15 protein-coding genes and 3 pseudogenes are annotated in these 25,003 nt (G+C 74.8%); 6 read left to right on the forward strand and 12 right to left on the reverse strand.

Annotated features, from left to right (window positions below):
- Positions 1–562: 562 nt before the first annotated feature.
- A complete protein-coding gene (gene menD, locus D476_RS0112885) occupies positions 563–2,233 on the forward strand; it encodes a 2-succinyl-5-enolpyruvyl-6-hydroxy-3-cyclohexene-1-carboxylic-acid synthase (RefSeq protein WP_026123463.1) in 1,671 nt (556 codons plus the stop codon).
- A 592-nt stretch (positions 2,234–2,825) separates the two neighbouring features.
- Here menD and D476_RS33125 read toward each other — a convergent pair.
- Positions 2,826–4,121 carry a zinc-binding dehydrogenase gene (locus D476_RS33125; protein WP_449289403.1) on the reverse strand — a complete coding sequence of 432 codons (1,296 nt, stop codon included), beginning with the start codon at positions 4,119–4,121 and terminating at the stop codon, positions 2,826–2,828.
- 53 nt (positions 4,122–4,174) lie between these two features.
- Here D476_RS33125 and D476_RS0112895 point away from each other — a divergent pair, with 53 nt between their 5' ends.
- Entirely contained in the window at positions 4,175–4,771 is a 597-nt protein-coding gene (locus D476_RS0112895) for a TetR family transcriptional regulator (protein ID WP_017624351.1), read from the forward strand.
- A gap of 196 nt (positions 4,772–4,967) precedes the next feature.
- Here D476_RS0112895 and D476_RS40095 read toward each other — a convergent pair.
- Positions 4,968–5,231, reverse strand: a pseudogene (locus D476_RS40095) (hypothetical protein); the annotation flags it as partial.
- 51 nt (positions 5,232–5,282) lie between these two features.
- The gene (lpdA, locus tag D476_RS0112900) at positions 5,283–6,683 is read right to left on the reverse strand and encodes a dihydrolipoyl dehydrogenase (protein ID WP_017624352.1); all 1,401 of its coding nucleotides are present in this window, start codon (positions 6,681–6,683) and stop codon (positions 5,283–5,285) included.
- A gap of 211 nt (positions 6,684–6,894) precedes the next feature.
- Between lpdA and D476_RS0112905 the strand changes: the two genes are divergently transcribed.
- A complete protein-coding gene (locus D476_RS0112905; protein WP_017624353.1) occupies positions 6,895–7,677 on the forward strand; it encodes a cupin domain-containing protein in 783 nt (260 codons plus the stop codon).
- 342 nt (positions 7,678–8,019) lie between these two features.
- Here D476_RS0112905 and D476_RS0112910 read toward each other — a convergent pair whose 3' ends face one another.
- Entirely contained in the window at positions 8,020–9,297 is a 1,278-nt protein-coding gene (locus D476_RS0112910; RefSeq protein ID WP_026123464.1) for an isochorismate synthase, read from the reverse strand.
- Positions 9,298–9,438: 141 nt separating this feature from the next.
- On the opposite strand from D476_RS0112910, the gene D476_RS0112915 reads away from it, so the two are divergent.
- The gene (locus tag D476_RS0112915; protein WP_017624355.1) at positions 9,439–11,067 is read left to right on the forward strand and encodes a glycoside hydrolase family 10 protein; all 1,629 of its coding nucleotides are present in this window, start codon (positions 9,439–9,441) and stop codon (positions 11,065–11,067) included.
- A gap of 296 nt (positions 11,068–11,363) precedes the next feature.
- Positions 11,364–11,699 (forward strand): DUF3040 domain-containing protein, encoded by a 336-nt coding sequence (locus tag D476_RS33130; protein ID WP_017624356.1) that lies wholly within the window; start codon positions 11,364–11,366, stop codon positions 11,697–11,699.
- 705 nt (positions 11,700–12,404) lie between these two features.
- On the opposite strand, the gene D476_RS33135 is transcribed toward D476_RS33130, so the two are convergent.
- The 4 genes from D476_RS33135 to D476_RS0112940 form a co-directional block, all read right to left on the reverse strand.
- A complete protein-coding gene (locus D476_RS33135) occupies positions 12,405–14,762 on the reverse strand; it encodes a penicillin-binding transpeptidase domain-containing protein (RefSeq protein ID WP_239648692.1) in 2,358 nt (785 codons plus the stop codon).
- A gap of 1,677 nt (positions 14,763–16,439) precedes the next feature.
- Positions 16,440–17,789, reverse strand: a complete 1,350-nt coding sequence (locus D476_RS0112930; protein WP_026123465.1) for an FAD-dependent oxidoreductase — start codon at positions 17,787–17,789, stop codon at positions 16,440–16,442.
- Between the two features lie 286 nt (positions 17,790–18,075).
- Positions 18,076–18,654, reverse strand: a complete 579-nt coding sequence (locus tag D476_RS0112935) for a hypothetical protein (RefSeq protein ID WP_040726230.1) — start codon at positions 18,652–18,654, stop codon at positions 18,076–18,078.
- Between the two features lie 303 nt (positions 18,655–18,957).
- The gene (locus tag D476_RS0112940; protein ID WP_017624360.1) at positions 18,958–19,713 is read right to left on the reverse strand and encodes a lysophospholipid acyltransferase family protein; all 756 of its coding nucleotides are present in this window, start codon (positions 19,711–19,713) and stop codon (positions 18,958–18,960) included.
- A gap of 533 nt (positions 19,714–20,246) precedes the next feature.
- On the opposite strand from D476_RS0112940, the gene D476_RS0112945 reads away from it, so the two are divergent.
- Complete coding sequence (locus tag D476_RS0112945) at positions 20,247–20,912, forward strand: cyclase family protein (RefSeq protein ID WP_017624361.1); 666 nt, start codon at positions 20,247–20,249, stop codon at positions 20,910–20,912.
- Between the two features lie 33 nt (positions 20,913–20,945).
- On the opposite strand, the gene D476_RS0112950 is transcribed toward D476_RS0112945, so the two are convergent.
- The 4 genes and pseudogenes from D476_RS0112950 to D476_RS33140 all read right to left on the reverse strand — a co-directional run.
- Positions 20,946–23,021 (reverse strand): FUSC family protein, encoded by a 2,076-nt coding sequence (locus tag D476_RS0112950; protein ID WP_017624362.1) that lies wholly within the window; start codon positions 23,019–23,021, stop codon positions 20,946–20,948.
- 522 nt (positions 23,022–23,543) lie between these two features.
- Positions 23,544–23,933 (reverse strand): annotated as a pseudogene (locus tag D476_RS40100) (PIN domain-containing protein); the annotation flags it as partial.
- Positions 23,884–24,084 carry a hypothetical protein gene (locus D476_RS36330; RefSeq protein WP_083939504.1) on the reverse strand — a complete coding sequence of 67 codons (201 nt, stop codon included), beginning with the start codon at positions 24,082–24,084 and terminating at the stop codon, positions 23,884–23,886. The pseudogene D476_RS40100 and the gene D476_RS36330, both read right to left, overlap by 50 nt.
- A gap of 154 nt (positions 24,085–24,238) precedes the next feature.
- A pseudogene (locus D476_RS33140) lies at positions 24,239–25,003 on the reverse strand (hypothetical protein); the annotation flags it as partial.

Raw genomic sequence — 25,003 nt, forward strand, 5'->3', positions numbered from 1 at the left:
GCAAGGGGGAGCGACGAGTGCCGCAGCGGGGCGGAGACCACGGGACGCCTGGGCCGTCGGGCCCTGGCGGGGCCCCTGAAGACGGGTCCGGACCGTCGCCGGGGACGGCGGTCGCGCTGGCGCGGACGAACGATGGTCACACCACGCCGGGGGCGTGGCCTGCGCCGAGCGGTCCCGGGTGCGGCGCCCGCACCGGGGGCGCGGAGCCGCGGCGCCGTTCGGGGAGCCTGCGGCCGCGGAGGCGGCGGTCGGGAGGACGGCGCCCGCGGGGCCCACGGGGCCGAAACGCCGTCCGCTGCGCCGGAGCCGCGCGAAACGCCGCACACAGCACCGGAACCGGCCCGGTGACGCGGCGGGCGCCCCGCGCACGTACGGCTCAGTGGTGCGACCCTTGTTGCTCGCGGGGCTACGGCCTGCACCCCGGGCAGGGGATCGGGGACGTGGGGATTCTCGCACCCGGTGCGGGACCGAGCGGGCGCGGCGATCCGTTGCACCCGACGGGGGGTTCGGCGGGTGTTCCGCCGATACTGGCCTGAAGACGACTACGTGAGAGCTGTGCTGCATGAATCCTTCGACCGCGATGGCGCGGGTCCTCGTCGATGAGCTCGCCCGCTGCGGGCTGGCCGAGGCGGTCGTCGCCCCGGGGTCGCGCTCGACCCCCCTGGCGCTGGCCCTGGTCGCCCACCCCGGGGTGCGGGTGCACGTGCGCATCGACGAGCGGTCGGCGGGCTTCTGCGCGCTGGGCCTGGCGCGCGCCTCGCGCCGCGCGGTCGCGCTGGTGTGCACGTCGGGCACGGCGGCGGCCAACTTCCACCCGGCGGTGATGGAGGCCGACCACGCCGGGGTGCCGCTGCTCGTGCTCACCGCCGACCGGCCGCCGGAGCTGCGCGGGACCGGCGCCAACCAGACGGTGGACCAGATCCGCCTCTACGGGCCCGCGGTGCGGTTCTTCACCGAGGCCGGGGTGCCCGAGCCGGTGCCGGGCATGGTGGCCTACTGGAGGTCGCTGGCCTGCCGCGCCTGGGCGGCCACCGGCCCCGACCACCCCGGGCCCGTCCACCTCAACCTGGCCTTCCGCGACCCCCTGGTGCCCGACGACGGGCCCGACGCCCCGGCCTGGCCCGAGCCGCTGGACGGGCGCGCGGACGGGGCCCCGTGGTTCGCCGGCCCGGCCGTGCCCTCCGAGCCCGAACCGGTGCGCGCCCCCGCGGTCGAGCGCGGCGTGATCGTGTGCGGCGACGGCGACTACGACCCGGTCCCCTACCTCGCCCTGTCGGCGCGCACCGGGTGGCCGCTGCTGGCCGAGCCCACCTCCAACGCGCGCCGCGCCGGGGCCGCCTCCGCCTACCGCGAGCTGCTGGCCAACCCGGCGTTCGCCCGCGAGCACGTCCCCGACCTGGTGGTCAGCGTCGGGCGCCCGGGGCTGTCCCGGCAGCTCATGTCCTACCTGCGCACCGCCCGGCAGCACATCGCGGTGGGCGACCCCCGCCACTTCGCCGACCCGGTGCGCACCGCCTGCCAGGTCGTCCCGGCGGTCGCCGCGCCCGAGGGGGCCGACCCGGACACCGCGTGGGCGGCGTCCTGGCGGCGCGCCGACGCGGCGGCGCGGGCCGCCGTCGACCGGGTGCTCGACGCCGAGGAGGCGCTCAGCGAGCCCCGGCTGGCCCGGGACCTGGCCGCGCACCTGCCCAACGGGGCGCTGCTGTTCGCCGGGTCGAGCATGCCGATCCGCGACCTGGACGCCGCCATGGACGCGCGCTGCGGCGCCCGCATCATCGGCAACCGCGGGGTGAGCGGCATCGACGGCACCGTCTCCACGGCCGTGGGCGCGGCGCTGGCGCACCAGGCCGAGGGCGGCGGGCCCGGGTACGCGCTGCTGGGGGACCTCGCGGTGCTGCACGACCAGAACGGCCTGGTGATCGGCCCGCAGGAGCCGAGACCGGACCTCGCGGTCATGGTGGTCAACAATGACGGCGGCGGCATATTCTCGGGCCTGGAGCAGGCGGGCCACCCGGACTTCGAGCGGGTCTTCGGCACGCCGCACGGGGTGTCGATGGAGCGGGTGGCGGCCATGGCCGACGTGGGGTACACGCGCCTGGAGTGGGCGAGCGACCTCCCCAAGGCACTGCTGGGGGAGGGCCTGCGCCTCATCGAGGTGCGCACCGGCCGGTCCGACTCGGCGGCCCTGCGCGCCCGCATACAACGCGAGGTCGACCGCGCCCTGGAGGGGTGAGCTTCCCGGGGGCGGTCGATGCCGCAACCCGCCCGGGAAGGCGCCGCCGCGGCCGCGGACGTTCCGCTCCAAGCGACACAGCCCGTCCGAGGGCTGCGTTGGCTGCGGCGGTGCGATCTCCGTCCGTCCGGGCCGACGTGATCGACCGTCGTGACGTTAGCGCGGCCCCGCCTCTGTATCGGTGTCCTGATCGGCGTCCCGTCTGTCGGCGAGTCGCCTTCGCTCGCCCGTCAGTGGACGCCGTCCTGCCCGGCGGTCATGTCCGCCGGAGTGGTGCGACTTTCCGATGAAGTCCGAACGCGAGTTCCCGTGCTGTCCCAGCCGTTTGGTGCTCATTGCAGTGCAGATTCGGACTTGGTTACACCACATTGCAGGACGCTTTGCAGGACGCGATCCGCCCGGCCTGTTCGGACCTGCATCCGCCCTGCGCCCACGTGGCAACGGGCTGTGCCCGCGCAGGATCGGGTAGATGCGGATCACGCTACTGGGATCGGCACGGCTTTCTGCAGCGCCCCGGGCCCGTTCCGTGGAGCGCCGTGGGATACGTCCGCTGGAGTAGGGCCGTGTCCGTTCGCCCAGGCTGGCGCGATCGTCACGGCCTTGGGGCGGCCCTGCCTCTGTGTTCGGTGCGCTGACTCGGCGCACCGCGTGTCAGCGGTCGGCCTTCGGTGGCCCGCCAACGGCAGGCGCGACCNTCCATGCCGGGCCCGGGTGCGGATGAGTGCTGGGCGTGCCAGGGCACTGGAAGGGAACAGGGTGGGCCCGTTCGCGGTGGACGGTGTCTGCGGGAGCGGGGCGACTGTCGGCCGCCCGTCTGTGGCGGATCGCCGGTGAGGCCTCCGAAGGGGGCGGACTCCGCCCTGGGGGCCTCACCGGCCGTGCGCACATGGCGGCTCGGAGATCCCCGCCACGTGGAAGGGTTCGCCCGCCCCCGCGGGACGTCAGTCGACGTCGAGGACGGCCTTGCCGCGCAGGCGGCCTTCGAGGAGGGCCTGCGCCGCCTCCTCGTGGCGTGTCCACGGGTCCCGCCGGACGATGCCCGGGTCCAGGCGGCCGGAGACGACCTCGGCGGCCAGCCAGGACAGGTCGCCGGAGAAGTCGGGGACCGGCGCGCCCAGAAGGTGGAACGTGCGGATCGAACGGTCATGGCGGGCGCCGNCAGCACGGCCGCCGCCTCCGCGCTGCGGCCCACGTTCACCAGCGTCCCCCCGGCCTCCAGGGCGGCGAAGGCGTCCACGAGGGTGGGCCCGCCGACGTTGTCGACCACCCCCGCGACCGGCTCGCGCACGTCCGCTGCGGCGGTGCGGACCTCGTCCGCGCCGAGCGCGCGCAGCACCCCCTCGGACGCGGGGTCCCGGCTGACCGCCACCACCTGGGCCCCGGCGCGTGCGGCGAGCTGGACGGCGAACCGTCCGACGCCGCCGGTCGCGCCGGTGACCATGACCCGGCGGCCGACGAGCTGCCCCAGGCGCCGCAGCACCTGCAGGGCGGTGAGCCCCGCGACCGGGAGGGTGGCGGCGGCGCCCGGGTCGGCGCCGTCGGGCAGGGTGCCGGCCAGGGGCGCCGGGACCGCCCGCAGCCGCGCCCACCCCGCGTGGCCGAGGGTGGCGACGCGGGCGCCCTCGGGCGGCCCCGACCCGTCGGCCGCCGGGCGGACCACCACCCCCGCCGCGTCCCAGCCGATGACCGTCCCGTCCGGTGCGTGCTCCGCGGCCGCGTCGGCGACCTCCCCGTAGTTGAGCGAGACGGCCTCGACCCGCACCAGGGCCTCGTCCGGCCCGGGGACCGGGTCGGGGACCTCGGCCATGGCCAGATGGGTCGGGGCGGCGTGGTCGATGACGAGTGCGCGCATGGGGACTCCTCCGATAAAAATGCCACTCAGTGGCATTTGCGTCAGTGGAGCATACGCCACGCCGCGGCGGCCGCGCTACACTAGCCCCGATGACGCACCCCGCCCCGCCCGCATCGCTGCGCGAACGCAAGAAGATCCGCACCCGCCAGGCCCTCGCGGAGGCCGCCGTGGCGCTGTTCGGCGAGCGCGGGTTCGACGCGACCCCGCTCGACGAGCTGCTCGCGGCCGTGGAGGTGTCGCGGCGGACGTTCTTCCGCTACTACCGCTCCAAGGAGGACGTGGCCCTCACCGCCGTGAAGGAGCTGTGGAGCGTCTTCCTGGAGGTCCTGGACGAGGAGCAGAGGAGCGGGCCGCTGCGCGACGTCTTCCGTGACGTGCTGCTGGCCGCGCTGGCGCGCATGGACGAGGACTGGCACCGGAGGTTTGCGACGACGATCCGGCTGGCCGCCGAGTCACCGGCGCTGGAGGGCCACTCGCTGCTGCACTGCGCCGAGATGCAGGCGGAGATCCGGCGGCGGCTGGACCTGCAGGACGGCCTGGAGCCGCGGCTGCTGGTCGAGTTCTGTGTGGTGGCGTGGAGGAGCGCGGTGGACGAGTGGCTGCCCACGTGCGCGCCCGGAGAGCTACCGGGCCACGTCCGCCGTGCCTTCGCCGCCATGGACTCCGGCCTGCACCTGGAGGCATAGGGCACGGTGCGCGGGCCGTGTGCGCAACGCCCGCCGCCCGGGACCGGCCCTGCGGAGGGGGCGGTCCGCCCGCCGCCCGGGAGACGGGCCCGCGCCCGTACCCGATCGGTCGGGCGCCCCGGGACGACCCCTTGGGCGCCCGGGAGCCCCCACTGTTCCGGGGAGGCAGGTGCGCTTGGGGAATCCGCTGCGATTCTCAACGTGTGCGACCGGCGGCGCAGAGCCGTCGTCCGCCATGGAGCCCGCGGGGCGGCCCCGCCCCGGGGGGCTGTCGCCGGAGGGCTTGCCAGGGGCGCTGGGCCCGCCGCAGCAGCCGGCCCAAGGGGGTCCTCTCACCGGGCCTCCGGGGCGCCGCCGCGCTCGCCGAACAGTCGTGCGGGAAGACCAGGTCACTCCCGCCGCCGTGGGGGGCGACGCCCGTCCCCGGCTCGTAGGGGGAGATGGCACTGCACACCACGTGCCATCCTGCCGGGGCGCCCGACCTGCGGGCGGGCGCCCCTCGGCGCGCGCGTCAGAGGTTGATCATGTGCCCGGCCAGGCCGTGCACGGCCTCCTTCACCGCCTCGCTCAAGGACGGGTGGGCGTGCACGTTGCGGGACACCTCGTGCACGGTCAGGTCCCACTGCTGGGCCAGGGTCAGCTCCGGCAGCAGCTCGGTCACCTCCGGGCCGATCATGTGCGCGCCCAGCAGCTCGCCGTACCTGCCGTCGGCCAGGACCTTCACGAAGCCGCGGGTGTCGCCCAGGCCGTGGGCCTTGCCGTTGGCCATGATCGGGAACTTGGCGACCTGCACGTCGAACCCGGCCTCCCGGGCCTGGGCCTCGGTGTAGCCGAACGAGGCGACCTGCGGCTGGCAGTACGTGGCCCGGGGGATCATCCGGAAGTCGATCTCCTGGGTCTCCGCACCGGCGATCGTCTCGGCGGCGATGATGCCCATCGCCTCGGCGGTGTGCGCCAGCATCAGCTTCGCGGTGACGTCCCCGATCGCGTACACGCCCGGCACGTTGGTGCGCCCGCGCGCGTCCACCGCGACGGCGCCCCGGTCGGTCAGCTCGACCCCGGCCGCCTCCAGCCCGTAGCCCCCGGTGTTCGGGGCGAAGCCGATGGCCTGCAGCAGCTTGTCGGCCTCCAGGGTCTTCTGGGCCCCGTCGGGCCCGGTCACCGCGGCGCGGACCTTTCCGCCGGACTCCTCCACCGTGTCCACGCGGGTGGAGGTGAGCACCTCCACCCCCAGGCGCTTGAAGTGGCGGGCCAGCTCGGCGGAGACCTCCTCGTCCTCGGTGGGCGCGATGCGGTCGAGGAACTCCACCAGGGTCACCTCGACCCCGTAGTTGCGCAGCACGTAGGCGAACTCCAGGCCGATCGCCCCGGCCCCGGCGATGATGATGCTGGCGGGCACCTCGTCGGCGAGGATCTGCTCCTCGTAGGTGACCACCCGGTCCGACAGCGACGTGCCGGGCAGCAGCCTCGGCGAGGCCCCGGCCGCGATGATCGCGTTGTCGAAGGTGACCTGCTCGGTGCCGTCGGGGCCGGAGACCTCCAGGGCCGTGGGGCCGGTGAAGGTGCCGCGCCCGTTGAGCTCGGTGATCTTGTTCTTCTTCATCAGGAAGTGCACGCCCTTGACGCGGCCGTCGGCCACGTCGCGGCTGCGGCGGTAGGCCTTGCCGTAGTCGAAGGAGACCTTCCCGCCGAACTCGATGCCGAAGGTGTCGGCCTCGCGCGAGAGCGTGTAGGCCAGCTCCGCGTTGCGCAGCAGGGCCTTGGAGGGGATGCAGCCGACGTTGAGGCAGACGCCGCCCCAGTACTTCTCCTCCACGACCGCCGTCTTCAGGCCGAGCTGGGCGGCCCGGATCGCCGCCACATAGCCGCCGGGGCCCGCGCCCAGGACGACGACGTCGAAATGCTGTGCCATGAGGTCGGCTCCCTGCCTATGCGTGTTCCTCCACCCGCCGGAGCGGGCGGGGGCGCGGGTGGCCCGCGCCGTGTGGCTGTACGCGGCCGCCGGGGGACCGGCTCAAAGATCCCACCAGTGCCGCTCCTCGAAGGCTAGTGCGCCGCCCCGCCCCGAGTGAAGGCCGGGAGTCGCGGGGTGTCGCCGCTCACAGGCTTGGTAGCGTCGGCGCATGGGCTACATCCTCCACATGACCGAGCACGCACGGTGGGAGGCGGGCGGCGACATCGACGCCGACTCCCTGCGGAGCGAGGGGTTCGTGCACGCCTCCCCGGACGAGGCCACCCTCCTGGCGGTCGCCAACGCGTTCTACCGGGAGACCGAGGAGCAGATGGTGGCCCTGGTCGTGGACAGCGGGATGGTCGACGCCGAGGTGCGCTGGGAGGCGCCCTCCCCGGCGCCGCCGCCCGGGGCCGACCCGGACGTGCTCTTCCCGCACGTGTTCGGGCCCATCCCGCGCGCCGCCGTGGTCGGGGTGCGCTACCTGCGCCGCGACCCGTGGGGCCGCTACACCGGCGTGGTGCGGCGCAGCCCCACCGCCGAGGCCCTGGACCTGGTGCCGCACCCGGAGGGCGGGTGGTACCGGCAGACGTGGCGATCGCCGGTCAGCTCCCGGCCCGAGGGGTACCCCGGCCCGCGCCACGCGGCCACGGCCATCCACTTCCTGCTGTGCCCGGGGGAGGAGTCGCGCTGGCACCGGGTCCGCTCCGACGAGCTGTGGGTGTTCAACCGGGGCGGGCCGCTGCGGCTGGTCCTGGGCGGCACCGGGGAGCTGCCGGAGGAGGAGCGCCCGCTGGTCCTGGGGCCGTACGTGGAGGCGGGGGAGAACCTGCAGATCCTCGTCCCGGCGGGCACCTGGCAGACGGCGCGCCCGCTGGTCGGTGAGGAGGCGCTGGTGAGCTGCATCGTGGCCCCGGGCTTCGAGTTCGAGGACTTCGAGGCCCTGGCGGACTGAGCCGAAGGATCGGCGGCGACCGTCGGGCGCCCGGGTGCCGGGACCGCGGTGCCACCCGCCGGGCCGCGTCCCCGATGGCGTCCGCTGGAGTGGCGGAGCGTTCGGCGGCCGCGCCCGCTATGGGCGGGCGGCCCGAGGCGCCCCCGACGGGCAGGGCGCCGGTCGGGGCGCCGATGCGGGGGCACGGCCGCCCCTGCACTGTGATGATCGCACTGATCTGGCCGGACGGAGATTCCGCGGACGCGAGCGCGTCCCCCGTGGCGCCGCTCTCCCCGCCCCGAATCTCTCCCCTGTCGTTCGTCCCGAGACCGACGCCGGATCGGCCGGGCGGGCCGCGGGGCCTCAGCGGTCGGTCAGGGCCTCGGCCATCACACGGAACTTGGAGTCGGCCTCGGCCAGCTCCGCCTGCGGTTCGGACCCGGCCACGATGCCGCACCCGGCGAACAGGCGCGCCCGCGACCCCGAAACGTGCGCGCACCGCAGGGCGATCGCCCACTCGCCGCGCCCCCGCGCGTCGATCCAGCCGACCGGACCCGCGTAGCGCCCCCGGTCCATCCCCTCCAGCTCGCGGATGAGCTCCACCGCCTCCGCCGTGGGGGTGCCCCCGACCGCCGCCGTCGGGTGCAGCGCCGCCACGGCGTCCAGCGTCGACACCCCCGGGCGCAGCTCGGCCGAGGCCGGGGACGCCAGGTGCTGCACGTTGGCCAGGCGCAGCAGCTCGGGCTCCGCGGGCGCCACCACCTCCGTCGCCAGCGGGCCCAGCGCCGCACGCAGCGACTCGACGGCGAACCGGTGCTCCTCGCCGTCCTTGGCCGAGGAGAGCATGTCCTCGGCCAGCGCGGCGTCCTCCTCCACGGTGGCGCCCCGGCGGCGGGTGCCCGCCAGCACCAGCGACTCCACCCGGTCGCCGTCGCGGCGCAGCAGCAGCTCCGGGGTGGCGCCCACCAGCCCGTCCACGGCGAAGGTGTAGCACTCGGGGTGGGCGGCCGCGAGCCGCCCCAGCAGGGTGCGCGGATCGATGGCGCGCTCGGCGTCGGCGAAGGCGTCGCGCGCCAGCACCGCCTTGCCCAGGCCCCCGCCCCGGATCCGGTCGACCGCCGCGCCGACCGCCCCGCACCACTCCTCGGCCGTCAGCGAGCCCGGCCCCCACGTCAGCGGCCCCACGGGGCGCAGCGGTGCCCCCGGGGCGGTGAGCGCGCCCGGGTGCGGGTGGGAGCCGGGCCGGTGGCCGCCGATCGTGGTCAGCCAGGTGTGCCCGCCGCGGCGGCCGGCCACCACGCTGGGCACCACCAGCACCGACCCGTTCGAGCGCGCGTCGAAGGTGAAGGAGGCGAACGCCACCGGACCGGTGCCCGGCAGGTCCACCGCGTCGTCCACCTCGGCGTCGGCGAACAGGCCCCGCAGCAGGCGCGCGGCCTCGGAGAACCGCCGCACCCCGTCGGAAGCCCCCTCCGCGGGCAGCTCCAGGCGGGCGGCCTCGCCCCAGGCGACCAGGCCGTCACCGCCGCGGAGCCAGCACAGGGGTGCGGCGGCGGGCAGGTGGGACAGCAGCGGGCGCCGGTCGCGCAGCTCGACGGTGCGCACGGCCAGGCGGGGCGGGGATGCAAAGGCGACACTCACGACATTCGAGTCTAGGGAGTCGGCGGGGGCGGCGTGCCCAAGCGCGCGGAACCGGGCGCGGGCGCCGCGCGGGCGCCGCTAGGCTGTCCCGGGAATCGGCGGCGGTGCGGGACATGTGCGGGAAAGGCGGACACGGGGGACATGCGGAGGCTGCTGAGGTGGGCGGCGACGGCCGCGGTGCTGCCGGTCCTGGCGGCCTGCACGGGGGCGCCGGACGGCGCCGAGCCCGACGCGGGCGCGGCGGACGCCCGCCCCATCCCCGCCGAGTGCGAGGACACCGCCGACCTCCCCAAACGGCAGATGCGCGGGGTGTGGCTCACCACCGTCCGCAACATCGACTGGCCCTCCGAGCCGGGCCTGGACGCCCAGGAGCAGAAGGACGAGCTGCGCGCCCGGCTGGACGACGCCCGTGAGCTGGGCCTCAACGCGGTGTTCTTCCACGTGCGGCCCACCGCCGACGCCGTCTACGCCTCCGACAAGGAGCCCTGGGCCCGCTACCTCACCGGTGACCAGGGCGGCGACCCCGGCTACGACCCGCTGGAGTTCGCCGTGGAGGAGGCGCACGCCCGCGGGCTGGAGCTGCACGCCTGGTTCAACCCCTACCGCGTCGGCTGGGACGACCCCGACCTGGAGGGGCTGGCCGACGACCACCCCGCCGTGGAGCACCCGGACTGGCTGGTGGAGTACGACGACCAGGGGTGGCTCGACCCCGGGCTGCCCGAGGTGCGCGAATGGGTCACCGGGGTGGTCATGGACGTCGTCGGCCGCTACGACGTGGACGGGGTGCACTTCGACGACTACTTCTACCCCTACCCGGCCGACGGCGAGGAGTTCGACGACGACGCGAGCTGGAAGGAGCACGGCGGTGACGCGGAGGACCGCGGCGCCTGGCGGCGCTCCAACGTCGACGCGCTCATCGCCGACGTGCACACGGCCATCGGCGAGTCGAAGCCGTGGGTGCGCTTCGGGGTGAGCCCGTTCGGGATCTGGCGCAACGCCGACAGCGCCGACGACGGCTCGGACACCAAGGGCCTGGAGTCGTACTCGGCCCAGTACGCCGACACCCGGGCCTGGATCCGGGAGGGCTCCGTCGACTACATCGTGCCGCAGCTGTACTGGGAGCGCGGGTTCTCCACCGCCGACTACGAGGTGCTGGCGCCGTGGTGGGCCGAGGAGGTGCGCGGCACCGGCGTCGACCTGTACATCGGGCAGGCCGCCTACCGAGTCGGCGAGGACGGGGAGAAGGCGTGGAAGGGCGAGGACGCGCTCGCCCGCCAGCTCGACTACAGCGGGGACCTGCCCGAGGTGGGCGGCGACGTGTTCTTCTCCATGCAGGACATGCGCGGCGGCGCCGAAGAGGCGATGAAGCGGCTCCAGGAGGACCACTACGCCCTTCCGGCCCTGCCGCCGAAGGCCCAGGGCGGCGAGGGGCGCCCCGACCCGGTGGAGGGGCTGCGGGCGGTGCGCGGTGACGACGGCGACGTGCGGGTGTCGTGGGATCCGGCCGAGGGGGCGCGCTCCTACGCCGTCTACCGGGTGTCCGAGGAGGAGGCCGACGACCCGTGCGCGCTGGGCGGGCGGGAGAGCCTGGTCGGCGTCGTGGGCGCGCTGGACGAACCGTCGTTCACCGACACCGGGGCGGACGGGAAGGGCGACGCGGACGAGGAGGGGGACGGCGGACGGCCCCGGTACTTCGTCACCGCCCTGGACCGCTACCGCACCGAGGGCGCACCGGGAGAGGGGACGGAGGTCGGCCCCCGGGCCGACTGAGGGGCGGGCGCCGCGGCCCTGAGAGGCGGGCGCCGCTGCGGGCAGCGGTCCTCCCGGCCCCGTCGGTAGGACCGGGGGCTCCCGACGGGACGTCCCCGCCGTCCCTGCCGGGGACCCTCGACGGCAGCGGTGCCATCGAGGCCGCAGGGGCCTGCGGTTCCACCGGGTCCCGGCGTGGGAGCGAATTTCCGAAACCGGGTGACAGCGCCCTCACGCCCGGATAGAAAGGCGGGTATCGGGGGTGGGGCCGCCGTATGGGGCCCGGTGCCCTCTGTGCCGATGCGAAAGGTGGCGCCATGGCTCTGCGCGAATACGAAGAGCGGATCCTGGCCGCGATCGAGCACCGCCTCAGCGAGGACGACCCGGTCCTGGCGGGGCGCCTTCATTCGTTCGGCGAGTGCGACCCCGGGATCTCGGACGGGCCCGCCGACGGCGATCTCCGGTGGCGGTCATGGCTGGTCTGCGCCGTCGTGGGGGCGATGGTACTGCTGGTGATGCTGGCGCTGGTCCTCTTGGCCCCACCGGCCGAGGCCCCGTCCGAGGGGCTGGCCCCGGAACAAGAGCGGGAACGGGTCGACCGGGGCGATGAGCAGGACACCACCATGACCGCCCTGGAACGCCCGAGCGTCTGAGGCGGGGCCGACCCACGGGACGGTGATGCGGGCTGCTCGCGGGTCAGTGGGCATTCCGAGCGTCGAAGGAATGTCACGTGCCCGCTCACCGGCTCCGGCCGGGCGACAGGCCGTCACGGTGCGAGGTGGAGGGCGGTGACTACGCAGGCGCCCGCCACCTGACGACGCTGCCGGAAGGGGCACCGCCCTGCACCGTCGCCGCCCTCTCCGCGTGCACCCGGCCCGCGCGGCACCCGGTTAAGGAGCACTGAGCGGGCCGTTGGCCGATCCGTTGCTGCCGATCACGGCGACCGCGCACACTCCGTGCAAACGTCGGCGCTGCAGGTGGGCCCGGCGGCCTCCTTCGTCGCTGCTGTTTTTCCTTGCGCCCCTGTGCCCCCGATCGGCCGGAGCCGGTGAGTGGGGCACCGCCTGTCCCGTTGTCGCCATCACGGCGACCACGCCCACGCCCGCCACCTGACGACGCTGCCGGAAGGGGCGTCGGCCTGCGCCGTCCCGCCGTCTTCTTCCTTGTGCTCAGGCGGCCGCGCGCCCTGCCGGGGCCCGGAAGCGGGCACCGGCTCGTCGCCGCCCCCTTCACCGGTGGCCTGAGCTCTGGACCGGCCCCGCCCCGGCCCGCCCCACCCCGGCCCGGACATGGGAAAGGGCCGTCCGGGCTCGTGCCCGGGCGGCCCTTTCACCGGTCGGATCTCGGTACTCGGACTTCTAGAGCGTGTTGGCGAACTTCGCCGCCACCGGACCGGCGACCGAACCGCCGCCTCCGCCGCCTTCGACCACCGCGGCGAAGGCGATATCGCCCTTGTAGCCCACCACCCACGCGTGGGTCTGCAGCTCGTCGTCCTCGCCGGAGGCGACGCCGAACTCGGCCGAGCCGGTCTTGGCGTAGACCTCGCCCTCGAACCCGGAGCTCTTCGCGGTGCCGTCGGTGACGACCTCGCGCATCATCGGACGGATCTGCTCGGCGTGCGCGATCGGCTTGGGCTCGGGCTTGTCCTCCAGCGCCGGGTCGGTCACCAGCGACGGAGACCGCCACGACCCGTCCGCGATGGCCGCGGGCACCGTCGCCATGTGCAGCGGCGTGGAGATGACCTGCCCCTGCCCGATGCTCTGTGCGGCCAGCAGGCCCTCGCCGTCCGGCTGCGGGAACGACGGCTCGCGGGCCGGGATGCCGACGTTGAGGTCGGCGTTCATGCCGAACTCCTCGGCCGTGGCGGTCAGCTGCTCCCCGCTGAGCCGCTGCACCACCTCCTGCACCAGCGCGGTGTTGCAGGAGGTCGCGAACGCCTCGGTCATCGTCTGGGCGCCGTAGGCGGCGTCCCCGGCGTTCTTGAAGCCCAGTGCCTCCTTCGGGCAGTTCATCGGGTCCGTGGTCGCCATGCCGTTCTCCAGCAGCGACTCGTAGGTGACGATCTTCAGCGAGGAACCGGGGGCGTACTGCCCGTCGAAGGCGCGGTTCATCCCGGCCGCGTTGTTGGCGACGGCCAGCACCTCGCCGGTGGACGCGCGCACCGCCACCAGCGACGTCGGCTTGCCCTGGGAGGTCACGGCCGCCGCCGCGGCGTCCTGCATGGCCGGGTCGATGGCGGTGGTGACGTCCTGGCCGCCCTCGCCCTCGATGGTGTCCACGACAGGGGCGTCGGGGTTCTCGAGCGCCTCCTGCTCCTTGCCGACCTCGGCGATGCGGATGGAGGCGGACGACGCACCGGCCAGACGCTCCTCATACTGCTGCTGAATGCCGCCCTGGCCGACCGGGTCGCCCTCCTTGTACCCGGCGCCCAACCGCTCCACGTCCTCGGCGGTGGCGGCGCCCACGGCCCCGGTCAGCATCTTGATGGAGCCGGAGGCGTCGTCGGTGTCCAGCCGCGAGCCGTCGGCGGCGAGGATCTTCCCGCGGTCCCCGCGCACGTTGGCGCGCACGAGCGTGGTGCCGTCCTCCAGCTCGGGGTGCACCGCCGAGGGGCTGAAGTCGACCTTCCACTCCCCGTCCTGCTCCACTAGCGGCAGCTCGCCCTCATAGGACCAGTCGCCGACGCCGCTCAGGGTGAGCGTGGCGGTGAAGGGCGCGCTGGCCGTCCCGCCGTCGCCCTCACTGACCTCGCCCGTCTCCACGGCGGCCTTCTCGACGCCGAGGTCCTCGTCGATGGCGGTGAGCACCTTCTCGGCATCGCCGCCGTTGGTGAGCGCGGCCATGGCCGCGTAGTCCCGCTCGGCCCACGCCGCGGTGTAGGAGTCGGCGGCGCCCTCGGGCCCAGCCCCCTGGCCGAGCACGAACCAGGCGGTGACGCCGCCGCCGAGGACGACCGCCAAGGCGGCGGCACCGATGCCGATGAACAGCCCCTTGCGGGACCGCTTCTGCGGCTTCGGCGCCGGGTCGTCCCCGAAGGGGCCGTTCGGGCCGCCGGGGCCGCCGGGGCCGCCGGAACCGCCGTGGCCACCGCCACCACCGGGTCCGCCGTAACCGCCCGCCCCGCCGGAGGCGGCGGAGCCGCGCTGCCAGTCCGGACCGAACGCGTTCGGGGCGCCCCCGGACCCGGGCGGGACCGGCGGTGGCGGGAACCCTCCGGAGTCGCCGGAGCCCGCGGAGCCGTCTGGGCCTCCTGCGGGGCCGGACGGCTCGGAGGAGGCGGAGGGCGCGGAGGAGAGGTCGGTGGGCGCGGCGAAGGGCTGCGTGCCGGGGCCGGAGCCACCGCCCGCGTGCGTCCCGCCGGTGAGGCCGCCCGCCTGTGCCCCATCGGAGAAGCCGCCCCCGTGCGCTTCGGCGGGGATCTCGTCGGACTCGGGGAACGGCGAGGGCTCGGTGTTCGGGAAGGCCGGGTTGGAGGTCTCGTCCAGGTAGGAGAGCCCGGCCGGAGCCGTACCGAACCCGCCGGGCGGGGTGGAGGGGCCCTGGCCGCCGTCACCGTAGGCGCCGGGGGACGCGGGGGCGGCGGGCATGCCGCCGGTGTCGGGGCCGTTCGGGGCGTCGAAGCGGTGGGCGATGGTCTCCGACGGCTCGGACGGCTCGGACGGCTCCGAGGGGTGCGGCGGCGTGGACGCACTCTCAAAGGCATGAGGGGCACCCATGGGCGCGCCCGGCACGGCCGAACCGCCCGTCTCCCGCATGCCCGCGTGCTCGGCCCCGTAGGGCGCCTGCGCCCCGGAGTCCTGGAGATCGAAGGCGGACGCTCCCCAGGGGGCCTGCCGGTCGGATGCCTCGGCCCTCGGGGCCGGGTCGGGAGCCTGCGGGGGCCGGTCCTCGAAGGGGTTGCCCGCAGGAGCCGAAGGCGTCTGCCACGAGAACCCCTGGTCGCCGGCCGCGTCGGCGTCCGGGGGGCCGTGTCGGTCGGTGCTCTCCGTCTGCCAGGTCAGGCCCTCACCGGTGGGGAGGGTCTGCTCGGCGCTGGAACCGAGACCCGCCCCGGAGGCGAAGCCGCCGCCCTGCCCGGTGGGGATGGTCTGCTCCGCCGCGGCCTCGTGGGAATCCGCCCGCTCACCGAACCCGGCCGCGCCCTGAGGGCGCTCGGCGCCGCCTGGGCCCTCTGGAGCCTCGGACGGCTGAGGAGAGAAGGCAGCGGGTGCCTGAGGACCGGAGGGGGACCTCTCGGAGAACGGCCGCCCCTCGGCGGTCTGTGGCGCCTGTGGGGCCTGTGGGGGCTGCGGAGGATGCGGCGCCTGCGGAGCCTCCGAACCCGCCGGGACCCCGGGGACACCTTCCCCGCTTCCCGCGCCCGCCGTGGCCGGACCCGCGGGGCCGCCTGGCCGACCTGCGGCCCCAGCGCTCCCCGCGAACTCCTCGGCCGGTGCCGCGCCCGGAGACCCGGTCGGCCCCCCGGCCGAGGGCCCGGCCGGTGCCCCGTCGGCGGTCCCGGACGGGCGCGGCGGCGCCTTCCAGTCGACGCCGCCGCCGGGCGCGCCCGGCGCGCCGCTCACCGGCGGGTAGGGGCGCTGGGCGCCGGAGGGGGAGCCGGGCAGTCCCGGCCCGTCCTCTCCGACGGGTGCCGTCGGCAGAACATAGGGGTTGCGGCCCTGAGCGGACTCCGCCCCCTCCCGTGGGTCGGCAGGCGGCGGGGGAGGGGCCCCTCCTTCACCGCTCTCCTGGTCGCGCCGGGGGAACGCGTTGTCGTCCTCTCCCGGTGTCCACCTGTCGTTCACGCCTGATTCGTCCTTCCCGGGGTGCGCCGCCCCCGCGCGCGCAGGGGCACGGCTCGGCATCGGCGCCGAAGGGGGAGCGGGCGGTGCCGGGTGCGCGGGCTGGGGAAGCCGACGGCCCCCGCGGCCCACGCGATCCGGTCCGGCCGATCGCCTCGCCGTGTGTGTCTGAGCCATCAACGACGATAGCGGCCGGTGGAGGGGGCGGTGTCCGGGATCCGGGGCGGGAGCCCTGCGGGTCCTGGCCGCCACCGGCCGCGGCGGCGCCGTGGCCGTCGCACGGCCGGCGAGGGTGCCGGTCGGCGCGCGGCGCCGACCGTCGGGTATGCGGTCGGGGCCGCGCCCCGACGCCGCCCGGTAGGGCGTGACCTACACAACACGGCGGCGCCGGGCCGAAGGCGGGACAGGGACGTCCCGGTGGACGCGGCGTGCAGTCGGGACGGCGGCGGGGACACCGCCGAGGGCACCCGGTGAGCGGAGTGGGCGGTGGAGGGCTGCACCGCCCTGGCGGGCGCCATCCGGCGCGTGGCCATCGCCCCTCCCGCGCCGGCCCGGCGGACCCGACACGGCAGGGGCCCGGCCGCGAGCGGCGAACGCCCCGCGAATCCCGCCCTACGCCTCGCCGCGCGCGATGCGGGTCATGGCGTCCCGCTCGCGCACCTTGACACGCTTGCGCCCCTCGGGCTCCCCCAGGGACTCCTCGTGCGTCTCCAGGCGCCGCCACCCGTCGAAGGTGGTGTAGGGCACGTTGCGCTCCTCCAGCAGCCGCACGAAGGCCTCGGGCTCGGGCGCCTCGGCCTCGGGCAGCGACGACCGGTCCTCCACCAGGTTGGTGACGGTCTCCAGCGCGTCGCCCTTGGTGTGGCCGATGAGGCCGACCGGGCCGCGCTTGATCCACCCGGTGGCGTAGACGCCGGGCATGTGCCGCTCGTCCATGTCGAGCACCCGGCCGCCCGCGTTCGGGACGGTGCCGCGGTCCTCGTCGAACGGCAGGTCGGCCAGCGGCGACCCCAGGTAGCCCACCGCGCGGTAGACGGCCTGCACCTCGTGGTCGACGAACTCGCCGGTGCCGCGGACGCCGCCGTCGCCGGTCAGCTCCATGCGCTCGGTGCGCAGGCCGGTGACGCGGTCCTCGCCGAGCACCTCGGCGGGGCGGTGCAGGAAGTGCAGGTGCAGGCGGCGCGGCTCGCCGCGCGGGTCCCGGATGGCCCAGTTCTGCAGCACCTTGACGTTGGTCTTGACCTGGTTGGACTCCTCGGCGGCGGCGACGGAGGCGTCGCACATCTCGAAGTCCTCGGGGTAGACGATCACCTCGACGCCGGGCTGCTTGTCCAGCTCGCGCAGCTCCATGGGGGTGAACTTGGCCTGGGCGATGCCGCGCCGGGCGAAGACGTGCACGTCGGTGACGCCCTTGGCGCGCAGGCCCTGGTGCACGTTGTCGGTGATGTCGGTGGACAGCAGGTCGTCGGCGTCCTTGGCGAGGATGCGGGCGACGTCGACCGCGACGTTCCCGGCGCCGATGACGGCGATGCTGGAGCCCTCCACCCGCCACTGCGGCGGGACGTCGGGGTGGCTGTCGTACCAGAAGACGAAGTCGGCGGCGCCGTGGCTGCCGGGCAGGTCGATGCCGGGGATGTCCAGGGGGCGGTCGCGGTCGGAGCCGGTGGCGAAGATGACGGCGTCGTAGTGCCGGTGCAGGTCCTCGAGTTTGAGGTCGATCCCGTAGGCGACATTGCCCAGGAAGCGGACCTGCGGCTTGTCGAGGATCTTGTGCAGGGCCGACTGGATCTGCTTGATGCGGGGGTGGTCGGGGGCGACGCCGTAGCGGACCAGGCCGTAGGGCGCGGGCAGCCGGTCCAGCACGTCGATGCTGACCTCGACCCCGGCCGCGGCGAGGGTCTCGTCCTTGGTGAGCAGGTCGGCCGCGTAGATCCCCGCGGGGCCGGCCCCCACGATTCCCACGCGCAGTGGTCGCGTCATCTCTTCGTTCTCCGTTCGTCGCGCCGGGTCGTCCGCGGTCCCGCCGGGCGCGCGGGCCGCCGTCCACGCCCCCAGGGCGCGGTAAATCAGGCGAGGCTAACCTAATTTATAGGAGGGATCGGTTTCCTATAAACCCTATCTCCAAGATAGGCATTGCCCTCTCCGGTCGGCCGTCTGGGCCCCTTCGACCGGAGCGCGGGGTGTCGGCGCACGTCAGCGGCGCGCATACACCGCTCCTGGAAGACAGAACGCGCCGACGGGGCGGGACTCAGCCCGAAACGACTGTGGGGTACCTCACCGCAACCGCGCGCGAAGAGCGCTGGTCCGAAGCAGCCGACAACGGCCACAGGCGGATCAGGAACGCCTCCCGACCGCCGAGCATACGCGCAGCCGCCAAGAAGCCCTCGCATCGCGGGTCGGGATGGCGGCGCAGCAGCCGCACGCAGTCCTCGGCGACCGCCCGCCGGTGGCGGGCCCGTACCTCGGCCGCATACCGGCCGGAGCCCCCGGCCAGGCGGATCCGCACCGGGGTGCCGTTGACGCCGCCCCGTACCGCGATCTGGCCGCGCAGCAGCAGCGACCCCAGCGCGCGCTCCTCCCAGGGGCCGCTCTCCTCCGCGTCGGGGACCTCGGAGCGCGGCGGACCGTCCCACTCCTCGACGGTCACGCCGACCGGCACGCGCCCCTGCAGGGTGCGCAGCTCCATGTGGTCGACTCCGCAGGCGAGCAGCTCCCCGCCCGGCAGGGCGGGGGTGCTCGGCTCGTCGGACCGGGCGCCCTGGCCGTAGATCCGGAACACACCGTCCTCAGGCAGGACAGGGAAGAGCGAACGGCTCAACCGGGCCACCTTCGATCCACCTCCGCGCTCGCGCGTGCAACCGCCGAACCGGCCGCACGGCGCGGCCGGACCCGCTGCGACCGGAAGAGCGAGGGGACCGGTCTTCTGTGGCCACACTCTAGACCTGAGCGCACGGACGCGGGGGCGGAACGGACGAATCCCTCCGCCATGGCGCCGCGCCGCCGCCCGAGGTGCACCACGCAGAGCCGTCGCGCAGGGCTGCCGAGTGGGGCCGCCGAGCGGTGCCGCCCGGCAGAGGTGGCCCGGAGGTACCGGAGGGGAGCCCAGGCGGCGACGCCGCGTGCTCCGGCCTCAGCCCCGCCGCCCGCGCCGCAGCCGGTCCCTGAGGGCCGGGCGGCCCGCGGTCTCCGCGCGCGTGCGCTCCTGCTGCTCCTGGAGTTCGGCCTTGACCGTGGCGGCGAAGCGCGGCACCTGCTCCTGGCCGGACAGGCGCTGGATGGCCGCCATGATGGCGTCGGTGGCCGCGCGCCGCGAGCGCGCCTTGGCCGCCTCGCCCTCCCAGGGGGACAGGTCGACCGGCGGACCGAAGCGCATGCCGACCCTGCGCAGCACCGGCACCGTGCGGCCGTGCGGCAGGATGCGGTCGGTGCCGTACAGGGCGAGCGGCACCACCGGGGCGCCCGACGAGAGCGCCAGCCATGCCAGGCCCGTCTGGCCGCGGTACAGGCGCCCGTCCGGGGAGCGCGTGCCCTCCGGGAAGATGCCGAACACGCTGCCGTCGCGGAGCACCCGGAGGCTGTCGTCCATCGCCTCCTTCGAGCTCTGGCCCGGCTTGCGGTCCACCGAGAGCTGTCCGATGGCGCGCAGCGCCCGGGTGAAGGTGCGCTGGGCCGCGTTGCCCTCGGCGAACAGCTCCTCCTTGGCGATGAAGACCACCGGCCGGGGGACGGCGACCCCGATGAACAGCGGGTCGATGTTGGACAGGTGGTTGGAGGCCAGGATGACCGGACCCCGGGCGGGGATGTGGTCGACCCCTTCGGCCTCGATCGGCCACAGGGTCCGTGCGGCGGGGGCGATGACCGCCTTGGCGGCCCCGTACAGCGACACTCGGGTGCCCCTCTCTTCGTCAGTGTGGTGCGGGCGGGAACAACGGGTGTCCGGGCCGGTCGGCGCCGATACGGACGATATGGAACCTTAACGGCGCCCCGGCGCCGCGCGTGCACCGGGCGGCGGCCGCGCGCACGCGGGGTGCAGGTCGGAGGCGGTGTCGCCGGGCCCGTGGACGGGCTCCGACGCGGCGCGGCGGGGGGCCACCGATAGGGCGTGTCCCGTGGATCGGGCCTGCGCGGCGCTCGGCACGGACCTCGCCGCGTTCTCATCGATCGACGGCGCGCCGACCGGCTCCCCCCTGGGGCCGTATGGCGCCGCCGGTGCCTTCTACGGGCCCCTCCCACAGACACGTCTAGAGTCGGACGCGGGGCCGCGGCGGATGCGACCGGCGGCCGCGATCACCGGGCGCCGCGCGGCGCCGGGCGCTAGTGTTGGTCTAGACCTGTGAGGCGGGCGCGGCGGCCCGGGGTGCGGAGCGGTCGCGACCCGGCCGGGCGGCCCCGGCCGCAGACCTAGGGAAGAGGGCGTACATGGGACGGTTCGTCGACGTCAGCCACCAGATCACCCACGACATGACCACGTATCCCGGGCTTCCGGGTCCGCAGATCGAGGACCACATCACCTTCGACGCCTCGCAGCGCAGCTACGCCCCGGGGACCGAGTTCAGCATCACCCGCATCTCCATGGTCGCCAACACCGGCACCTACATCGACATGCCCGCCCACCGCTACCGGGACGGCGCCGACCTGGCCGACCTGGACCTGGAGAAGGTCGCCGACGTGCCCGGGACGGTCGTCGACGCGCCCGCGCGCGAGGTCGGGCCCGAGGCGTTCGCGGGCGTGCCGGTGCAGGGCCGGGCGGTGCTCATCCGCACCGGCTGGGACCGCCACTGGCGCACCGACAAGTACGGCGCGCCCGAGCACCCCTTCCTCACCGAAGAGGGGGCGCGGCTGCTGGCCGAGCAGGGCGCCCGCATGGTCGGCATCGACTCGGTCAACATCGACGACACCTCCGAGGCGGCCCAGGGGGCGCGCCCGGCCCACTCGGTGCTGCTGGCCAAGGGCGTGCCGGTGGTGGAGCACATGTGCATGCTCAACCGGCTCCCGGCCGAGGGCTTCCGCTTCTTCGCGGTCCCGGCCAAGGTCCGCGGCATGGGCACCTTCCCGGTGCGGGCGTTCGCCATCATCGACGACTAGCGCACCGCCGTCCGCGCATACGGGGAGGCCGGGCTACAGATCGGCGTCGGCCTCCTCGCGCGCGCGGCGGTGCTCGCGCTGGGCACGGCGGTTCTGCTCCTGTTCGGCGGTGCGCTCGTCCTCGGCCACGGCGGTGCGCATGGACGAGGACAGCATGCGCAGCTCCATGTTGATGCGCGGGTAGTCGACCAGCCGGGGCAGGGCGCCCAGACGCGGGGTGCGCCGCTCGCGCATCGCGGCCATCAGCTCGTTGAACGCCAGGTCCAGCCGCTGCACAGTGATCTGCGAGGCCGTCGGCGGGTTTTCCAGGGCGAGCGTGGACAGCGCCAGGTAGCCCGCGCGCTGGGCGGCCACCACCACCGGCCACAGGGGCTGTGTGGTGGTGGCGCGGGGGACGTCCCCGATGGCGCTGTCGTAGACGCCGCGCAGGCCGATCAGGGCGGCACGCAGGTCCCGGCGGAGCTCGTAGCGGCGCTCGGGCGTGATGCGCACGTCCGGGTCGAGCACGGCCAGCACCGACGCGCGGGTCTCGTCCAGCACGTCGACGATCTTCTGGGGCAGGCGCGAGGCAGAGGCCTTCCGCCACAGCAGCACCGACCCCAGCATCCCGGCCACCGCGCCCAGCACGGTGTCGACGACCCGCGCCTGCGCCAGCTCGTCCACCGGGTAGGGGGCGGCCGTGTGCGCCAGCAGCAGGGCCATGGGGGTGAGCAGGATGCTGGCGTAGAAGAAGTTGCGCGCCACCACGAGCTGCGTCAGCCCTTGGAACAGGGCGGCCAGGGCGATGACGACCGGCAGGGACGGGGCGATCAGCAGGATGCCGATCGCGATGACGACGCCGATCAGGGTTCCCAGCGCGCGCTGCATGCCGCGGTTCACCGTCAGGACGACGTTGCCCGCCTGCAGCACGGAGGTGGCGGTGATGGAGACCCAGTAGAACCGGTCGAACCCCATGAGCAGGGCGGCCAGGCCGACCACGGCGACCGTGATGCCCATGCGCAGCGCGGTCGGGACGATCAGCGAGTCCCTGTCGAGGCTGGAGCGCAGCAGGCTGTGCAGCGGCGGGTGGCGCTGGTCGTAGAGTTCGAGGCCGCGGCTGTCGTCCTCGTGGGTGGGCTTGCGGGCGGCCTGGGCGGCGCGCGCGAGGCGCGAGTAGAGGCGCGACTCCAGGGAGCGCGGGCGCAGGCCCTTGCGCACCTCGTCGAGGTCGGCGGGGGAGGGGCAGAGCTCGGGCTTTCCGACGGCGTCGGCGATCCGGTCGGCGAAGCGCGCGGCCTCCTCGGGCAGGGGGTCGGTGCGGGCCAGGCACACGTCGGTGGCGGCGAGGTGGATGTCGGAGACCCAGCGCAGCAGCGCGCGCAGGCGGGCGGCCTGGGCGGTGTCCCGGTAGCCGCGGGTCTGGCCCAGCAGGACGATGCGCCAGGCCTCGGCGACGGCGAGGGATGCCTCGTGCTGGACGTGGTCGAGCTCGCGCGTCCCCACGGCCCGGAGAAGCGCGGCGAGCTGCCGGAAGGCGTCGGCCACGGCGCGGTTCTCGGGGTGGCGGCTGCGGACGGGGGCGCCGGCCATGGACACGGCCCACCCGACGGCGGCGCCGAGCGCGGCCACCCCGGCGTGCAGGGGCACCTCGGCGAGCCCGCCGGGGGCGATCGTGGAGATGGCGCACACCAGGACGAAGAACAGCGGGCCCGGCTTGTCGACCCGCAGGGCCTGGCAGAGCCAGGTGGCGATCCCGGCGACGGCGCCGATGGCCAGGGCGGAGGCGTAGGCGTTGAGGGAGGCCAGGGAGCCGACGGCGACGGCGGCGACGAACCCGAGCCCCACCGCGCCCAGGGCGACGGCCCGGTAGGCGTAGGGGGTGTTCTTCTCGTACAGGACGGTCATCGACCCGAGGGCGGCGAGCGTGCCGACCTGAGGGCCCATGAGGAGGGCCGCGAGGGCGAAGGAGGAGGACATGGCGATGGCGGCCTTGACCGCCGTCGTCCAGGCCCAGCCGCCCGAGGCGAACCCGAAGAGGGCGGTGAGGTCGACCCGCGGCCGCGGGCGCGCCGACACCTGGGCGCGCATCCGCGCGGGGGGACTCCAGTCGGAGCCGTCGGCCTCCGACATCGGATCGGCTGTATCGCTGCCCGAAGTCCCCTGGTCCGTCACGCTCCCAATGTTAAGAGCGATTCGGGGGCGTTTCGCGTGCGGACACCGCGGAGCGGCCGTCTCGGGCGGGTGTCGGAGCGGGGGCGGCGTGCGGTCCCGGCGGCACTGCGCCACCGGGAGCCGATCGGGGCCGGACATGACCGCCCAGGTGAACCGCTGCTTCATCCGCGAACACGAGCCCCCGCCCGCCGGGCGAAGGAGGGAACGGACAACGAGGCACGGACCACGCCCTGAGGTGACAGGTTCCGCACTCCAGAAGTCTTCACCAGGCGCTGTGATCAGCGGCCGTCTCGTCCGGGGCGGAAGGCCGACCGTCATCCCCGCTGGGAGGCGAATCGCAGGAGACCTAGACGGTAGGGCGGCGACGGACGCCGCCGGCGCACGTGCGTATGGCCCAGGGGTGTCAGGTGCTGAGGAGAGGAGGAGAGTAACTCCTTCGTGCGTCACGGAGTCGGTGAAGTCCTTGACATTAAGGGTCGCCAAAGGAAGGTCGTGTGCCAGGGCGCATGCAGCGATCCAACTGTCGTCGACCGGACGGGGACGGCCGCGAAGCGCTGCTGCGGCAGAAAGCTGGCCCCAGATCACCGCCGAGTCTTCATGGCACGGCAGGGCGAGTACCCCGTCCAACCATGCATGGAGTGCCGCACGCCTGTTGCGGCCCCACTGGCGGAGTCCAGCCCACTGTGTCAGTTCGCCGAGGGTCACGAAAGTGATGCACAGCCGTTTGCCGACCAGTCGGGCCGCGAGCGAGGAGGGAAGCCGGCCTTTGATGGCCGGCGAGGCCGCATCGGTGTCGAGGATGATGAAGTCCATCGGATTCTCAGGCGAGATCGGCGTGGCGCGATTCGGCGATATGCGCCAGGAAGGCATTCAGTTCCTCGTCGGAGTCGAACACTCCATCCCGGACCAGGTCGTCGACTGATTCGACAGGGCGGATGCCCTGCTGCTCGGCCAGCTCCTCCAGCGAAGGCCGACCACGGGTGGGTCCCTCGTCGGGGTCTTCAGCGTTGTTCACCGCCATGGGCGCCTCCTTCCCCGCCCGTATGGCAGCCTGCCCCATGGCATGCGGCTGTTTTCCGACCATGGAGGCATGAGCCGGTCCGGGGATTGCGACGGGGGCCGATCGGCCCGTCGCTGTGGGGATCACTTCACGGCGCCGGACCCTGCTCTGCTTTCTAGCGCCTCTCCGCGGCGTGGTCGCCGGTCCGTTCGCGCAGGCGGCGTAGTTCGGCCATCGCCTCGTCGAGCTGGGCCTCGGCCCGTTCGGCGCGGTGGGCGGCCTGGGAACGGGCGTCCTCCATGGCCTCCAACCGTTCCTCGGCGGAACGTTTGGCCTCGGTCAGTGCCTCTGCCGACGCTCGGCGCTGCTCTTCCAGCTCGCTCCGGGAGCGTTCGCGTTCCTCGTCGATGCGGGCCCTGAGCCCTTCCGCCGTCGCAGCCGCGCGCTCCCGCTCCGCTCCGAGCCGCTGCTCCAGGTCCGCTGCCCTCTCCTTCGCCGCGGCGGCGTCGGCTTCGGCCTGCTCCCGGGCTCGCGTCGCGGCCGCGAGCCCGTCCTCGGCGCGCAGCCGGGTCTCCTCGGAACGGTCGCGCTCCTCGGCGACCCGGGACGTCTCCGCGCGCGCTTCCTCCACGCGCCGTGACGCCTCCTGCTCGGCTTCCGACACGCGGCGGGCGGCCTCCTCCTCGGCCTCGCCGACGCGACGGTCCGCCTCCTCCTGCGCCTCCTGGACCTGTCGCCGGGCCTCGGACCTGGCGGAGTCGAGCTCCTCGCGCACCGCGTCGCGCTCGCGGAGGGCGGCGTCGCGTTCCCGAACGGCCGACTCCCGTTCCTCCACGGCCGCCTCGCGCTCCTCTCCGGCGACGCGGGCCTCCTCCAGGGCCTCCTCCCGCCGGTGCAGGGCGGCGTCGGCCATCCTCTCCGCGGCCCCGGCGGGCGCGGC

This window comes from Nocardiopsis chromatogenes YIM 90109, from assembly GCF_000341185.1.
GTDB lineage: Bacteria > Actinomycetota > Actinomycetes > Streptosporangiales > Streptosporangiaceae > Nocardiopsis_A > Nocardiopsis_A chromatogenes.

What these genes read in the sequence shown, in the direction of transcription:
- D476_RS33135 (WP_239648692.1), bottom strand. Translation starts at nt 14,762, where the DNA reads ATGGGTGCCCCTCATGCCTTTGAGAGTGCGTCCACGCCGCCGCACCCC.
- D476_RS0112950 (WP_017624362.1), bottom strand. Translation starts at nt 23,021, where the DNA reads ATGTCGGAGGCCGACGGCTCCGACTGGAGTCCCCCCGCGCGGATGCGC.
- D476_RS36330 (WP_083939504.1), bottom strand. Translation starts at nt 24,084, where the DNA reads ATGGCGGTGAACAACGCTGAAGACCCCGACGAGGGACCCACCCGTGGT.
- menD (WP_026123463.1), top strand. Translation starts at nt 563, where the DNA reads ATGAATCCTTCGACCGCGATGGCGCGGGTCCTCGTCGATGAGCTCGCC.
- D476_RS0112945 (WP_017624361.1), top strand. Translation starts at nt 20,247, where the DNA reads ATGGGACGGTTCGTCGACGTCAGCCACCAGATCACCCACGACATGACC.
- D476_RS33130 (WP_017624356.1), top strand. Translation starts at nt 11,364, where the DNA reads ATGGCTCTGCGCGAATACGAAGAGCGGATCCTGGCCGCGATCGAGCAC.
- D476_RS0112905 (WP_017624353.1), top strand. Translation starts at nt 6,895, where the DNA reads ATGGGCTACATCCTCCACATGACCGAGCACGCACGGTGGGAGGCGGGC.
- D476_RS0112915 (WP_017624355.1), top strand. Translation starts at nt 9,439, where the DNA reads ATGCGGAGGCTGCTGAGGTGGGCGGCGACGGCCGCGGTGCTGCCGGTC.
- D476_RS0112895 (WP_017624351.1), top strand. Translation starts at nt 4,175, where the DNA reads ATGACGCACCCCGCCCCGCCCGCATCGCTGCGCGAACGCAAGAAGATC.
- lpdA (WP_017624352.1), bottom strand. Translation starts at nt 6,683, where the DNA reads ATGGCACAGCATTTCGACGTCGTCGTCCTGGGCGCGGGCCCCGGCGGC.